The sequence below is a fragment of the Methanocella conradii HZ254 genome (genome assembly GCF_000251105.1).
GTDB classification, from domain to species: domain Archaea; phylum Halobacteriota; class Methanocellia; order Methanocellales; family Methanocellaceae; genus Methanocella; species Methanocella conradii.
The window spans coordinates 1,832,439-1,848,189 of sequence record NC_017034.1 but is presented as its reverse complement, the minus strand read 5'-3'; the positions used below and the strand labels follow the sequence as shown (position 1 = coordinate 1,848,189).

Annotated in this window: 14 protein-coding genes; 1 reads left to right on the top strand and 13 read right to left on the bottom strand. The window is 44.7% G+C overall.

The annotated features are described in order from the left end of the window. Window position 1: 1 nt before the first annotated feature. Window positions 2-2,296, bottom strand: a complete 2,295-nt coding sequence (locus tag MTC_RS09640; protein ID WP_048189309.1) for a PAS domain S-box protein — start codon at window positions 2,294-2,296, stop codon at window positions 2-4. A gap of 344 nt (window positions 2,297-2,640) precedes the next feature. On the opposite strand from MTC_RS09640, the gene MTC_RS09635 reads away from it, so the two are divergent. Beyond that, the gene (locus MTC_RS09635; protein ID WP_014406509.1) at window positions 2,641-3,210 is read left to right on the top strand and encodes a M50 family metallopeptidase; all 570 of its coding nucleotides are present in this window, start codon (window positions 2,641-2,643) and stop codon (window positions 3,208-3,210) included. Window positions 3,211-3,234: 24 nt separating this feature from the next. Here MTC_RS09635 and MTC_RS09630 read toward each other — a convergent pair whose 3' ends face one another. The 12 genes from MTC_RS09630 to MTC_RS09575 all read right to left on the bottom strand — a co-directional run bounded on the left by MTC_RS09630 (window position 3,235) and on the right by MTC_RS09575 (window position 15,709). After that, entirely contained in the window at window positions 3,235-3,480 is a 246-nt protein-coding gene (locus MTC_RS09630; protein ID WP_143767126.1) for a hypothetical protein, read from the bottom strand. 43 nt (window positions 3,481-3,523) lie between these two features. After that, the gene (locus MTC_RS09625) at window positions 3,524-4,738 is read right to left on the bottom strand and encodes a hypothetical protein (RefSeq protein ID WP_048189307.1); all 1,215 of its coding nucleotides are present in this window, start codon (window positions 4,736-4,738) and stop codon (window positions 3,524-3,526) included. Between the two features lie 4 nt (window positions 4,739-4,742). Next, window positions 4,743-6,365, bottom strand: coding sequence for an archaellar assembly protein FlaJ (gene flaJ, locus MTC_RS09620; RefSeq protein WP_014406505.1), 1,623 nt, complete (start codon window positions 6,363-6,365; stop codon window positions 4,743-4,745). A 3-nt stretch (window positions 6,366-6,368) separates the two neighbouring features. After that, window positions 6,369-8,147 (bottom strand): type II/IV secretion system ATPase subunit, encoded by a 1,779-nt coding sequence (locus tag MTC_RS09615; RefSeq protein ID WP_014406504.1) that lies wholly within the window; start codon window positions 8,145-8,147, stop codon window positions 6,369-6,371. A gap of 17 nt (window positions 8,148-8,164) precedes the next feature. Then, window positions 8,165-8,896: an ATPase domain-containing protein gene (locus MTC_RS09610; protein WP_014406503.1), complete on the bottom strand. Its 732-nt coding sequence runs from the start codon at window positions 8,894-8,896 to the stop codon at window positions 8,165-8,167. Between the two features lie 12 nt (window positions 8,897-8,908). Next, entirely contained in the window at window positions 8,909-9,433 is a 525-nt protein-coding gene (locus MTC_RS09605) for a hypothetical protein (RefSeq protein WP_014406502.1), read from the bottom strand. Between the two features lie 9 nt (window positions 9,434-9,442). Beyond that, window positions 9,443-9,931 (bottom strand): flagellar protein G, encoded by a 489-nt coding sequence (locus MTC_RS09600; protein ID WP_014406501.1) that lies wholly within the window; start codon window positions 9,929-9,931, stop codon window positions 9,443-9,445. A gap of 55 nt (window positions 9,932-9,986) precedes the next feature. Then, window positions 9,987-10,646, bottom strand: a complete 660-nt coding sequence (locus MTC_RS09595; protein ID WP_158308516.1) for a hypothetical protein — start codon at window positions 10,644-10,646, stop codon at window positions 9,987-9,989. Between the two features lie 88 nt (window positions 10,647-10,734). Beyond that, the gene (locus MTC_RS09590; protein WP_014406499.1) at window positions 10,735-11,313 is read right to left on the bottom strand and encodes an archaellin/type IV pilin N-terminal domain-containing protein; all 579 of its coding nucleotides are present in this window, start codon (window positions 11,311-11,313) and stop codon (window positions 10,735-10,737) included. Window positions 11,314-11,774: 461 nt separating this feature from the next. Further along, a complete protein-coding gene (locus MTC_RS09585) occupies window positions 11,775-12,893 on the bottom strand; it encodes a hypothetical protein (RefSeq protein WP_014406498.1) in 1,119 nt (372 codons plus the stop codon). Between the two features lie 70 nt (window positions 12,894-12,963). Further along, window positions 12,964-14,325, bottom strand: coding sequence for a TldD/PmbA family protein (locus MTC_RS09580; RefSeq protein ID WP_014406497.1), 1,362 nt, complete (start codon window positions 14,323-14,325; stop codon window positions 12,964-12,966). 1 nt (window position 14,326) lies between these two features. Next, window positions 14,327-15,709: a TldD/PmbA family protein gene (locus MTC_RS09575; RefSeq protein WP_237706010.1), complete on the bottom strand. Its 1,383-nt coding sequence runs from the start codon at window positions 15,707-15,709 to the stop codon at window positions 14,327-14,329. Window positions 15,710-15,751: the final 42 nt, after the last annotated feature.

The following is a 15,751-nucleotide window of genomic DNA, read 5'->3' as shown; positions in this document are numbered from 1 at the left end:
CTTAAAAGCCCTTGCTAACCTTATACCTGGCCTGCGACATCAATTTTTTCGTCCTCTCATACAGCATCGTGTTCATTATAGCGGCACCACACCTGTCAGCGATGACCTGCAAGACGTCCTGCTCCTCTTTCTTATATGGATGAACATCCCCCCATTCGACGTGAAGCACCCCTACCACCTCTCCACGATGCTTAACGGGCACGCCAAGCATGGAGCGTACGCCAATCTCCTTAAATACGGTATTATTAGCCCTCGGCTCTGACTGGGCATCCTCTATATAAAGCGGCTCCCCCGTCGGCGTGATCATGCACGAAAAGCCTTTCGTCGCGGGAGTCGACAGCCTGGCCCGTACAAGGTCGTCCACCCCGACGCCAGCCCTGACGTATATCCGATCAGGGTCCCTTAAAAGAAGCACGATGGACTTTGCCTTCACGAGGTGGACAAGCCTGTTGAGCACTGAAGAAAGGAACTCGTCCAGGTTCGGCGTTGACATGGCATTCTCAGTCGCATACACGATGGCGGAAAGCATGTCCGCAGACTCTTTTAGCCGGGCGGCCAGCTTATCCCGCTCCTCCTCAAGATGGTTATACTCGGTGACGTCATGCCATACACCGTATATCGCCATCGGGTTGCCCGACTCATCGAAAATGGCTTCCTCCTCAACACGGATAACGCGCTCCGTTCCATCCGGCCTGATAATCCTCAATCGTTCACTTTGTTTACCTCTTTTTTGCAATACCGCTTCAGCACTATTCGCTATTTTATCCCTGTCATCAGGATGGACTACATTTAAAAATTTTTCACGGTCTATAAGCACATCTTTTGAGTTTTTTGGCCGCTGTATGCCCAAAATATTATAAGTCTCATCAGACAAGTCCATTTTATTACTTTTAATATCCCATTTCCAGCTTCCGAAACTGGAAAAATGCTTCGCACTGTTAAAATTAATCTGTTTTTCTTTTAGCGCGTCATTAACTTCTTTTCGGCTTTGCGCATCAACACAGGATATGATGTTCCATTGCTCACCCTCATATGTTACATGCCCCACGTTTAACTCAACCCATCTAATGTCCCCGTTTTTCGTGACAATCCTGCATTCACATGTTGAAGGGGCCTGCCCCTCCGCTTGATGTACGCCAAGTATATGTTCTTTAACCATGTCCCGATAATAGGGGTGCACGATATCCCAAAATTTCATGCTTAAAAGCTCGTCTCTCGAGTACCCCGTCATCTTTTCCAAAGCCTTATTTACATCGATGAACTGCTCTCCCTGATGTATTGCCAGGCCCGTTTGCATAGTCTCTATCAGGACGCGTAGCTTTTCATCGCGTTCCTGCAACGCCTTTTCCATTTTTATCCGTTCGGTAACGTCACGGGCGATGCTGCATAACAAGTAGCTATTCTCGGTCCTTATGAGAGATGTTATGATTTGCAGGATCCGCCTTGATTTATCCGGGCGAACGATTTCTATCTCGTGATGCTTATACGTCTCACGATCATTTTTGAGCAAATCTTTTAGTTCTAGTTTAATTTTTCTGTATACGCTCTCGTCCTTGGCTTCCATTATATGAAATAGGACATCCCAGATGTACTTGCCTAAAACATCATCTTTATTAACCCCGGTGAGCTGTTGTAGACTTCTGTTATATTCGATAACTATGCCGTGCTTGTCTGTGATCATGATTCCGTCAAAAGATTGTTCAATGATGCCCCTCAACTTTTTCTCGTTCGCTTTTATTGCCATGTCCATTAATTTTCGATCCGTTATATCCTCAAAAAGGATGATAACGCCTGGTTGCCCATCCTCAAATACAGATGGAATGAATTTAACGTTAAAAAATTTTTCAGCATCCGTGTTTTTATACAAAGTTTCAACCACAGATTCTTTACCATTGATTGCCTCGACTATATTAGATAATATGGCAGGGTCAAGTTGATGGATAAAAGGCAAACTATCTATATTTTTATTTAATATTTCGTCTCTCTCAGCTTTTATTAATTTTAAAAATGCATCGTTAACATCCATAATCATAAGATTTTTATCAAGCTTGATGATGACGTCTGAAGATATATTTAAAATGGCTGAGATTGGCAGGCGCTGAGATAAATAATATACTTTGGATGGGCCAAAAGCCTTAACATCGACTTGCCCTGAGATAGTTAACATTTCCATGTATTTTGCTACCGATTGGCGGTGCATGTTTATCGCTTTCGCGATTTCTAGTACATTCATACCTCTCGGATTAGCTTTTAAAACCTCTTTTATGCTAGCTAGCTCTTCACGATTGGCATTCATGATTGGATGTTTCAACACCATAGTGCTATATAATCTTTGTTATATTCTTATGATGAAAAAATATGTCCAAATATAATGCTAATCGAAAATGTTGATATTTTATGATAATCAGAAATCGAAATCTTTATATATGATTATTTCGATACCCTCTAATTAAGGCGTTACTGAGCAATAAAATACGAGGTGATAACATAGATGCTTTATGTATACAAAGATACTCCCTAATTGTAATTATTGCCCTGTTGATTTATGCCGGATTTTACTTACTCATACTTTTGTGGGTAATGTTGTCAGCCTAAAATGTAATAGAAAGTCGCCAGATAAATGATGCCGGAGAAGTGTGTATGGAGAGGAATACCTTAAGATATGCGATAAATGCGATAGGCATATTTGGATTAATCATACTATTTGCTTATATTACTACCTATATCCACGAGATTGGACATGCGCTAATGATCATATTATGCGGAGGCGACGTGCTGGAAATGGGAGTGAAATCGCCATTATCGTTCGACACTATCTCGGGATACATTCTGACTAACCTGCCATACAACGTGCCAATAGTCATAGGCGGCATGCTCGCGACCACAGCTATCGCCATAATACTCTGTTTTACTGCAAGGCGTACCATATTCTCATATTTGATGCTATGTCTCTCCGTATGCACTTTATATAATGCGGCATACTCATTGAGCGGGTTTAACGACTTCACATGGCTCGTCACGTACTCATGGTGGAGCGCTATGCTCAGCCTGGGCTTCGTGCTGGTCAACCTATACATCGCTCAACTAGGGCTAAACGACCTGTTCGACGATATAAGGAGATACCGTACATTACATACTGTAGAGAATTTAATTAGCACGGGAAAACAATTTATCCGAGCTTGCACAAAAGACAGAAAACTTGCTGTTTAACTTTTTTACATTTTTTGCGCTTTACTATTCTTCAATTTCAAAATAATGTATATATACATGGCTACTTGCCACAAATGGTTTTCGTTGTGATACCCAATGCTCAATAAATTCCTTCGGTGACTCAAAGCCGAATATACGATAATAATAAGCTGCAGCACAGCTAATCAGGATTTTATCTATGTTTACCAGCTTAAAATTTTTATTTGAAATTGTTATAATATCGCCAATTTCGCCTATCCTGTGGTTATTGATGACTAATCGCATGTCCATGTCCAGGTTTTGAAAATTTTTATTGTTAAACGATAGCCCATCGTTAATATACATCCCTCTTTTCGGTTTTATTTTTCTTTTTTCGACTTGCTGTCCTCGTTTTCTTGAATATCATTATTACCTCCCTTAGATCAGATTCTAGCTCTTCGCATGTAACCTTTCTATCTTTCATGTCTCTCATTATATCCAGGCCCATGTCGTCAGCTTCGACCTTTGCTGCCTCGTTTTCCAGGCTCGTGAGAAGGTCGTCGTTATCCATCCTTATTGGTTCTGGGATTTCCGTAGTTTCTTCTGCGAATGGATCATCTGGAATGATGTTTGTTTCTTCTGCGAATGGATCATAGTCCTGGAGGGGGTTGATTTCTTTTGTTATGGGTGGCTGTGGGCTGTTGTTCATGATTTTATCCCCCAGCATGTTGTTTCTCATGAGGTCTTTCATGACGTCTTCCTTGGTCACATCCTGGGGTACCTTCGTTTCTAGTGTAGGTGGAGTAATGGGAGCATTTTCTTTTGTTATGGGTGGCTGTGGGCTGTTGTTCATGATTTTATCCCCCAGCATGTTGTTTCTCATGAGGTCTCTCGTCGTCCCCTCCACGGCTACGACAGGTGATAAAACTGGCAAATTCGATTCACTAGGTTTTATTTTATGCATGTCATCCAAATCGCTCGAAATACGCTCCGATTCTGCGATTATACGGTCCAATTGTTCATCTATGTCATTTGACTCATTATACGATGACTGATACAGCGCCCACAATGCTGAAAATTCAGCTTTTATTTGATGACAGCCCCTGGTTATGACCTTAGCAATCCCTCTAGCAAATTGCTGCATTTTTTCTTTTATTTTTGCTAGCGTTTTAGTAGCGGCCTTTAAGGTTTCATCTGCTCCGCTTACTAGAGATGCCCATGCTCTTCGCGCTACATCGGCCATTCTTGCCACATTTTTAGCGGTAAAACTAACAGTCAGTCCCCAAAATTTCCTGGCATCACGTATAATTATTTTTATTGATTTAACGATTGCTTTATTTATTTTTGCTAGCGTTTTAGTAGCGGCCTTTAAGGTTTCATCTGCTCCGCTTACTAGAGATGCCCATGCTCTTCGCGCTACATCGGCCATTCTTGCCACATTTTTAGCGGTAAAACTAACAGTCAGTCCCCAAAATTCCCCAGCGGCGTTCCTCAATCTATCCAAAAGCGTACACATTACGCTTTTAATATTTTCAATGACTCTTAATCCATCTCGAAATAATGTCATCATTCTATTACAACCCTCCTTCCAATCCCTGGAAGCTAAAAATCACATTTACGATAATTGGAACGATAATATAGCAGATGCCCGATATGATGCACATAATCGAGCCATAATAATAGATCTTGTAATTATCACCGCCATCGACGTATTTGGCCGCCAGCGTATTAGCTATCGTGAGTATAATCACTAATGCTATACAATACTGGGTAAATAAGCCCGCGGGAACGTCCTGGAAAAGATTAAACCCCAGCGAACTTATAATCATGCCCTCCCCTCCCATATCGCTACTAACGCTCAAATCCATCGTACTATAAAGGTCGCTTATGATGCCAGAAAAAATTATCATTATTTGAATGACAAATATAATCAAGCCTACCATCGCTGCATGCATAGGTATTAATAGGTTTATAAAGCTGGAAGATAACAAGTTTCTTTTCATGCGTAATAACACTACTTCCAGGTTAGTCGTGTTCACCAGTTTGCCTATCTTTGTGGCATCACCGCCCATGTCAATGGCATCTATAAAAATATGGGTAAACTTATTTATCAGCTCGCTACCGCTGTTCCCGACGAATTTCGTCCAGCACAATCTCGGGTCAATGCCCATGAAAAGCTGTACGTATAGTTTTTTTACTAATGGCTCCAGGCTTTTTATGGACTTTCTATCGACCTTTGTAATGCCCTCTTTTACGGTAACCCCCATGCTTCCGATTATCGTGCCCAGCATTTTGGTAAATTCGGAAAAATCACGGTCTCGCGTAAATATGTTTCTGTCATCCTTTATCCCAATTAAACCCATTGGTATGAGCATTAAGCCTATGAAAATCAATATTATGCCCAGGTCGATTCCCAGGAGAAGCATGAGGCATGTTACAATAACCCCGATTGGCAATATTATGCGCTGCATATTTTTGATACGCTGCTGCTCCGGGGAGCATATGAGCATTTTATGGGTTCTAAACTCTTTGGGCGCTTCAGACCTTAAAATGAGCACTCCTGCAGCGCTAACGAGGATTACAACGATGATAGTGGCAATAATTGTCGTATACTTGTCGCCCAGATTATATATGACTAAGGACAGTAGAATCGTGATGGATATAAACGAGAGGGACACCAGCAGCGCGGTATAGGCGTCCGTCCATTTTTTTAGCGACTCCAGGCTTCGCTCGTACTCGTTCTTATAGATGAGAAGCATCGTTTGCCACTCGTTTTCAAGAAATTTTTTTTCGCTCTCCCCTGAACTCATTGCGTTAGATAGCCTCATGAGAAGGTCTTTCAGCTTCTTATTGGCGACTTTCCTTGCGACCAGGTTACATGCTGCGCCATACTCGTAATTCCAGTTCTTTGCGAGGAGGTATACTTCTTTCATGTACTTGGAGCAAGCGTACTCTTCACGCTCAGAGACTTTTTTAAATATCTCGTCACGGCTGATGTTTGACGTGGCAATCGAGTTCATGTAGGTGACCATGTAGAGAATATCGATATCGATGCGACCGCTTTCAATATAAGACCGAATATATAATATAATTGGTAAAAAAAATTTTCTTAGCCTTTTCATCATTGACATATTTCCAGGCGTTTTCGCGGGATTTTTTATAATCACGTCACCGGGCGCATTTACGTCCTCTCCCATATTTCACACCTCTATCTTGAGCAGGCCTTTCTTTTCCACCTTGGTTATCGTCTGGAAAAACTCGTCATAATCGGTGACACCAGACTCGCTGATTTTTTTAAGAATTTTTTTCCGCTTTTCGATCTCGTCATATACTACCTGTATCTTATTCTGCGGTATGCCCAGCCTCCTGCCGATCTTTTGCTCCAGCAAGTAGCTTGACTTGTTAGCCCGGAAAACGAACTTATCGGTGGCGGGATCCCAGGTAAATGCCTCAATATAATTAAAACCCTTCGTCTCTGGGTTATATCCGACTATCTCATTGATCGACAGGACACGGCGCACGACCTTGCCATCTGGCCTTCTGACCGCGCTCTGGATTATCACCAGGTTGAGGTTATCCACATATGTCTTTGGAACGTTTATCGGATCTCCCGTGAGACGCTGTATGAGCTTTTCAACTGATGCCGCGTGGAACGTAGACATGACAGGATGGCCGGTTTGTATAGCCTGGAAAGCGATTGCGCCTTCTATGCCCCTAATCTCTCCCACTATAATATAATTAGGGCGTTGTCTCAAAGCTGCTTTAAGTAAGTCGAACATGCCCACGTCGGCCGAATCATCGCCTTTATTGGTTGACCTGGTTATCTCTCTAGTCCAATTTTTATGAGGAACCTGCACCTCCGCAGTATCTTCTATAGATACGATCTTGGAGTTTGCAGAAATAAAAGCCATGATTGCATTTAGCGTCGTAGTCTTCCCGCTCGCCGTTTCCCCGCTAACGAAAATGCTCATGCCTTCCTGGATCATTATCCAGAGATAGGCTGCCATGGCATAATCCATGGTATTTGAAGCTACTAAGTTCGGAATGCTCAGCGGCTTAGCATTGAACTTACGGATTGTAAAATTGCTCCCCCTTTTAGAGATGTCCTCTCCATATACGATATTTATACGGCTCCCATCCGGCAGGGTAGAATCAATTATAGGATTCGCATACGTGATGGGTTTTCCTATCCTTTCTGATAATTGTAACACGAACCTGTTAAGGTCGTCTCTTGTAAACACTATAGTTGTCTTTAGTCCCTTGAATATTTTATGTTCCAGAAATATTGGACCATATCCATCACAGGTGATATCCTCAATATGGGGATCTGAGATGAGCGGTTCGAGCAACCCCATACCTATTTTATCCCTTAAAATCAGATATTCAAGGGCGTTAAACTCGCTTTGCTTTAGGTAAATTTTATCATTTTTACCATTGTTGTTTACGAATATAGAAAACAGGCTTTTAAAACCTTTGTTACCGTTTTTGCTATTTAATTTCCCTGAAGTATCGTGTCCATTGCCTATAATACATAATTCTCTAAGGCATTCTTTCAATATTTTTTGGCGCTCTTCCTGTGTTTTGGGGTCATATGCTGATACCATGTCAACGAGCTTTTCTTCGATTATTTGGACATAGCTTTTTATATTAGTGACTAAACTGGGTTCAATGGGTATGTAGTAATTCCTGACATCGTTGATGTCAGGATAGATGTGCGCATATATGGAATCGCTTACCGGATAGATGATATTAGGGAATTTTATATCTCCGAGTTTCCGATCCAGCTTTATACGTAATTGAGGTAAACCTATAGTGTCCTGAGGAATAAGGTGTAAATAATCCAGGAGGAATGGATTCTTCTCAACCTCTCTTTTCATCATGGCATCTAGGCTGTTATAAGTACTACAACCTCTCATTGATGAATGATCGTGGTTTTCTTGGAGCGTATTAATGCTGAATGGAAGATTTACCTCCATCATCGTCATTCCTTCCTTTTTTATACTGCTATCGAAGTATACGGTACGACCTCTATTCCATACTCCGGGTGAATCTCAAAGCTTATGATATTTCCAGAAACTTTCTTTGCACCTCTAACCTTTATCACTTCCATCATGTTGACGTTTTTATCGCCCATCTGCTCGATCTTTAATTTAATGTAGTTGTCAGCTATCGACCTTATGCGTGCGAGCGTATCCTCGTCAAAGGCGTATGAATGCAGGGCGATGAGAATAGTTTTGCCTTTATCACACAAGCTTTTACACTCTGTTAAAAAGTTGAATATGTCATCGTGCGGCGTCCCTATGGTAAAAATAGTGAAGGAATCGATAATTATGATGTCCTCTTTCTCTTTCCTTATGTAGTCGACGAGGCGCTGCAAAAATAATTTTGAAAGGGTGACTTCCATCTTTGCGCCTTCAACCTGGATAGGATATATCTTTAAATACCCCCAAGCGAAATAATCTGAAACATCCAGTCCCAGACTTTCCATCTGGCTGAGCATACCCCTTATTGTTTTTTCTGTAGTGTATAGTGCAAAACTATATCCTTGGACTAACCCACCCCATAGTATTTGTTGTGTCATTACGCTTTTGCCGGTGCCATTGGCCCCTTCAATCAACGTTAATGAATTAAGTGGTAGACCATCTGCAATTTTTTTATCTATTTCAGGGTTTCCGGTGGATATCACATCTTGCTTTTCTACTACTTCATTGGAATCTATCTCTGCCATTTTCCAATCCTCCTATACGTTATTTATTACGCGGAAATATCCTGATGTCATGGCGCCGTTTGGCGTGGCGAGAGCGAGCCTGCCTAAAGTTCCTGTAACCGGCGGGTCTGGCACGACCACCCTGCATGTCATATTTTCGGCAGGATCAAGCACCCCGGGGTTTATAACGTCTGGTTTTATCGCCTCGTCTTTCCATCCCAGGCTTGTCGAATTAATATCCTTAGCATAAGGAATCCAGTACGTGTTATTGACCGAATTATTGTAAATCGTTATGACGATGTCCATTTTTTTTATATCAACAATTTTTGTGTCACCCGTATTTGTGAGCACGAATGTGATATTTTTATTATATATCTCGACATGGTCATAATCAACTGATAGTCTTGTTTTGAATTGGTCGTTCTTATTATCCATTGCCGTTTTCATGGCCATGGACATGCTATCCATTGACGCGTAAATGCCCATAAGTAGCGAAAACGATACTGCCATCAATATAATGACCGATATGGCCGCAGCGATGATCGTTTCGAATCCCATATGGACACCTCAGACCGTGAAATAGTCTTCGCAAAACACGCCATTATACAGGACCATCCTCACTCGATAATCTTTACCTGCCGTAAAGGGTGTATCTGACTGGATATCTATCCGGATTGTTTCCCCTGGGTCCCATCTCTCATTACCATTATCATTCTCTATTGTATACGTCCAGCGTGGCGCACTCGTGCCGTTGAGTATTGCCCTTTTCATGACGGTGCCTGTCTCGCCATAAAACATGTCAGTGCTATTGAAGGGCGTAAGAAAGATTTGCGTTTTGCCGGTGTTTTTTACCCACGCTGTTAAATTATTTCCCTGGTCAGTCGTTTCATAAACGAACTTTATGTCGCACTTCATACGGTCGTTGACGCTATTAGTCATAGTCGTGATAGATCCCGACATGCTATAGATTGATGGGAAAACGGCGTTTATTAGTGCTACTGCTGCTATTATAGTGGCTATCATCAGTAAAGCGCTGCTCACGACCTCTTGTGCCATTTTCCGTCTCCATCGTTATTTTTTTAAATTCCATGACATTCTTCTTCATAATCCTTCATGCATTGCCTTCATTGCCGAGCATTACTCTCAGCACCTTCGAGTCTAATTCTTTGTCTCTCGGGTTCAAGATCATGAATAGAGAGTACATATCGGCTACGCAATCCTTGATGTCTAGATCCTTATTCATAGGCTCGGCGCTTGCTGGAAAGAGCTTGCTCATTTTTTCAATTATGTTTTTTGTATCAACGCTCAGATATCCCATTGCAATATAAACATCAAGCAAATTGTTGAATCGTTCGGGTCCATTTTTTGCCAGCACGGCTCTCGTCCATTGCATCATCTTGATTATTTTCTCTAGCTCCATTTTTTGGAGCTTGTTGGATTGGATTGCCCCTTTTTCCTTGCTATGGGTCTCGCTTTCAGGTTTTTTTGATTCAGGAGAGGCACTTAAAGGCTCTTCATCAGGCTGGTCTTCTATATTCTCTGAGGAGTTTTCATCGATTTCGCCAATATCTTTTACTTCTTCTGCAGGTATCGTGGCCTGGAACTGTTGAAGGTTTAAGAACGGGTTTTCATAGTTATTCATCTCTTCCCGAATGTCGATCATTAGTTTTTTTATGGACCCTTTAAGTATGTGGAGCTCTTTTTCTATATTCTCTATCCTTTTATTCGGTTCCAGGTTGGCGTTTAAAGTGCCTGTGCCAGCGTCTTCCAAGTCTTTTGCCTCCTCTTTTTTATAGCGTGAATAGCGCTTATGACTGTTCATCATTTAATAAAAATGATGTTAAATAGAAAAATGGTGCTTAATAAAGCACCATTACCGGGTCAATAGCTGCTGGTGTTGTACCCTGGATAGCTAAAATTGCACCAGTTGGCGGTTTGACCTCTAGAACTATCTTCTGGTTAGGACCGACCTGTTCAGCGGCAATTATTGGTATAGTTAACTGTACTTTCTCATATTTCTCAAGCAAATTGTTTGGAGTTCCCTCATTAACAGTGGTAATCCACTGTACCTCGTCCGGATTAGATCCGTCAAACACCGACGCATTGTATGTATTGGTTGTACGGTATGATATTATTGTCTTGTTTATGTCTACCGGGTTGTTACCAGCGGTCAGCTGCACCGTGATCTTAACGGCAGTTAAGTTTTGCGTCACTGGATCGCCAACGCCGATGATATCTCCTGCGAGTTCTATCGAAGAGGTTGCTTGATCGACGCCAGTGTGCACCACTTCTTTGCTCTTCTGAGACGTGAAGAAGCCGGCCCCTAGCATAACGTAGGAGAAGACTGCCGCAACGACCACGAATGCTATCAATACGATGGCGGCTTCTAGACCGGTGAAACCTTCATTACTTTGTGTAACTCTATTGCTTTTTGCCATATCATCCCTCCGTGCGGATTTCGAATCGTAAATATTTGCTCAATAATCGAAAATATTTCGATAATTAGCAAATATTTTGAAAATTCATTCAAAATATATCCGAATAATCGATATATTTTGAATGATTCAGTACAGTTCTATTCCGCACCTCTAGACCATAATTAGCAAGAGATAGTATATAAATTTATTCTTTAATTATCGATAATAACTCGATTGTAAGGGGGATTTAAGGTAAAATAATCGAAAAGATTTCTTTATGTAAGATATATTAGTTTATCTTAGAATAAATTAATTGTGAATTTGGTCGATTAATTTATTATTTTGGTATAAGTGAAAATAAAATAAGCCTAAAAACGCTAAAATTTAGGCCACTTATGCGGCACTTATGCCATCACTTATGCGGCATGTAATTATAAAATCATACTATGATGGACTGATATGATAATCAAATGCGTCGAAATTTATTCCAGTTCGGCAAGAGCGTCAAGCTCTTTTATAGAATTTATTGCGCTCCACTTATCTCCAGGCGCCCCTGCAGACACTAACCTCTCATATTCTTCTTTAAGCAGTTGCACCGCGCGCTGCAGCCTATCCCTATCAAACTTATCAATATACTTCTTGACAACATAGGCCTTAAAAACAATGTCATCGTAGGGGTCTTTCTGACGCTTGGCCGGCACAAGTAGCCACAACGGTACCACGGAAAGTAGTAAGAGCAGCGAAAGCCCTGCAAGCAACGAGCTGGCATCAAGGCCTGCAAGAGGGGACCACATGGGTTTCACGTCGATTGTCCTGCCGATTATCATCTCATCGCCCACGAGGACGATCACGCCCCACAGGCCAATGCTATTAAAGGCAATGTTTCCCTCTGATACGGGAAAAGCCTGGCCTTCAGGCGAAACGGCCATTAGTGATATGCCTCGCTTGCTCAAGCCCTCAAATATGGATATGGACACGGGCACAGGCTCCCCGACGATGGCAGAATCGGGCAAGTTCAGCCGTATGGCGCGGTCCAGCTGCGTAACCACCTTATTTGTGTCCTCCAGTACTGAATACTGTATGAAGTTGGTGCGATTCCCCTCGACGAAGGTTATTGGAATGGCTGCTGAAGCTGCGCCGGGCTGACCCGATATGCTTAGCCTGAACCTGAAAGAGTCGGCTCTCGAGACATAGGTGGCAAGCGCGTCCAGGTATGGCTCGACGCCGATCGCTAGCAGCGTAGGCGTAAAGATAAACTCGTGCTCGCCCGCGATGGCGGTCTCGACAGTGAGGTTAAAGGTAAAGTAGACCAGCTTTGATTGGCCTGGCCTCAACGTAAATATGGAATCGCTCAAGTTTAGCCAGTTAATGCTGGATGGCTCGGTTACGCCAACCCTGACGATATATACGCCATCACGATAGCCGTCGTTGTAGACCATGAAGGAGCCGCTATGCGTGAGCGGCAGGGCTTCGACGGTTGCCGACCGCATGGTCGGCACGTATGCCTTCACGCCCGTACCGATGCATAAGCCTGGCGCTACCAGCGCTATAAGCGCTGAAGCCACGATAATACTGGCTACAAGCCTCGCCGCCAGGGACATCAAAGAAGCCTCTAATAAAATAACTATTATTATATATTAAAAAGTTTTTAAAAAATAAAAGCAGCCCGGCCTAATCGCCAGACACCCTCACGTTCTTAAATTTAATGCTTGGCACGTAGCCCGCCGCAGGGGAAAGCCCCGAGGCTACCAGCTTATAATTATCCGCCAGCTCCGCTTCCATGAGCATTTTAGGCATGTTGCCGCCAATCATGCCACCCTTTAGCGGATAAGCTATCTCGCCATCCTCGATGGCGTATCCAGCGTATATTGCCACCGAGAAATCGCCGCTCGCCCTGTTTGACGTATGCGCTCCCAGGACGTCCAGGACGAGGACGCCTTTTTTCGTCTCTCTGATAAGCTCCTCTTCCCTTGCAGCATCGCCCTTTAGTACTAGATTACGGGCACAGGTGGTGGGAGGCACCTTGTACGACGAGACGGGCTCCAGGCGGTCCGCGTGCATCGCGCTACCGGTAGGGCTGGCCCCGGACTCTATCGCCGAAAACTTATCATATAAAAACATCTTGAGGACGCCGTCCTCAATGAGCACGTTCCGCCGGCTCGGATAGCCCTCCTCATCCATGGCATATGTATTCAAGCCATTGCTGAGCGTGCCATCATCCAAGAGAGTCAGGCCAGACGCTGCGACCTGGCTTCCAATCCTGCCAGCGTAGATCGACTCGCCCTTCTTGACAGAGGACCCATAAAGCGCTGGGGCCACCGTATTACACAGGATATCGAAGGCGGCGCTCGGCCTCATTATGACGTCCATGTTAGCGGTCTCAATGCCTTTCTGGCCTAGCTGGCTTGCCGCCCTCTCGGTAGCAGTCCGGCCTATCGCCTCGAAATCAAAGTCCAGGGACCTTGAGAGTTCAAACTCATCCCCGTTGGCCACCATGCCGCCGTCTTTTATAACAGACATCATGCTCCCGCTTATCATGGTCCCTTCATCGTAAGCCGCCACGCCCCTGGAGTTGGCCACCGCTATGGCAACAGTGCCAAAGCTTATGCCGCCCCTCGACGGAAGGGCACGCTTATCAAAAGATGCCCCCTCCACCATATCCCTGGCAAGCTCTATGCCATCCTCGGGCACCATGGAGGCGATACGGCTATCAAATGGGGAGCCTCCTGCCATAACGTTTGTCTCATCATGAAAAGCATAATTTCCGGCCTTGCTAAACCTCGAGGAAGCGATGGCCTGCCTGATTCCAAAATCTATAGACTTCTCCGAGCAAAACGCATATCCGGGCCGCCCTTCTTTTATGACGCGGACGCCGATGCCGAAGTCCCCATCGTGGGAGCCAAACGTGATGTTCCCACCCTCCACGGTTATCGAGATATGCCGGACTTTTTGCACGAAAGCCTCACATTGAACGCCCACAGCGGTGCCGGCATCCACTACTTTTTTAGCTATCGCTAAAAGCTCATCTTCCATCTCATCTCCCCCCTACGACGCATTTCGATATCCTCACATGCGGCCCACCGTCGCCGACCGGGACAGACTGCCCCTTCCCACAGATTCCAGGATGGCCCAAAACCAGATCATTTCCCACCATATCGATTAACTTCAAAATATCCAGCGTCTTGCCCGATAGCGAAACGTCCCTTAATGGCTTCGTGATTTCGCCATTCTCTATGAGATAGGCTTCCTGGGCATTGAACTGGAAGAACCCCTGGGAGGTGTTGACCTGCCCTCCCCGGCTATCCTTTGCGTATACGCCTAGCTTGATGTCCTCTATCATCTCCTTGAACGTGGCGTCGCCTCTATCAATATATGTATTGCTCATTCGCACGATAGGCCTATGGTGGTATGACTCCGCCCTGGCACCTCCATTTGGCTCCATGCCTAGGCGAGCGGCGGTTTCCCTGTTAAGGATGAAGCCATTCAGCCTGCCGTCCTCTATGAGCGTCTTGGGGCGCGTCTTGACCCCCTCATCGTCATATATGTAGCTGCCGAAAAGCCCAGGTATGGTGGCGTCGTCCTTGATGGTGACGAGCTCGCTCCCTATCTGCTCGCCCAAAAGCCCTTCGAAGCACGAGTTGCCGGTTGCCACGAGGTCGCCTTCTGAAGCATGGCCGACCGCCTCGTGGGCGAACACCCCGCAGAGGCCGTGATCGACGATTACGGGCATAATGCCTGACGGTGGCGACTTGCCCGCCAGCAATGCCACCAGCGATGCCGCGCAATCCCTGGCAACCGCCACATGCCTGTCGCCGTCAAAGGCCTCAAAGCCCATCGAATTGCCTATGCGCCTCCTCACAGACTGTATGTCGCCGTCCTTCCTCCCTACAAGCTCCAGCGACCAGAATACCCGCGGCGTCTTCGTGACGATATGGCTCCCCTCGGATGACATGAACTCCTCAATCGTATAGTCGTCCTTATAAGCCGCCGTCATGCTCGCTATAAAATCGTAGTCCTTGACCGCATCATAGGTTGACCGTAAAAGGCCGAGCTTTGACTCTATGCCCATATCCAAAAAGCTCTTCTTCATGGGGATATCGGCTGTGCCCTCAGACGGCCTTACCGGGGCTAGCGACGACTTTTCCTTCACCTTCTCGCTCACGCCTTTCGCCATCCTCGCGGCTTTGTCGGCCGCCTCTTTCAAGGCAGGCTCTCTAACGTCAGGCGTGCTAGCGAACCCCCAGGCGCCCCTGTAGAGCACCCTCACGCACGCCCCGCTCTCCCTGCCCGCAACGGCCCTGGTCACCTCGTTATTTTTCATCTCCAGGTTCGTGGTCGTGACTTCTAAAAGCCTTATATCAAAGTAATCCGCCCTGCTATCCAGGGCCTTCTCAAGCGCGAGAATCAAGATTATCACCATTATAATAATGGCGTGAACCTGCTAAACCTTTACGCAAGC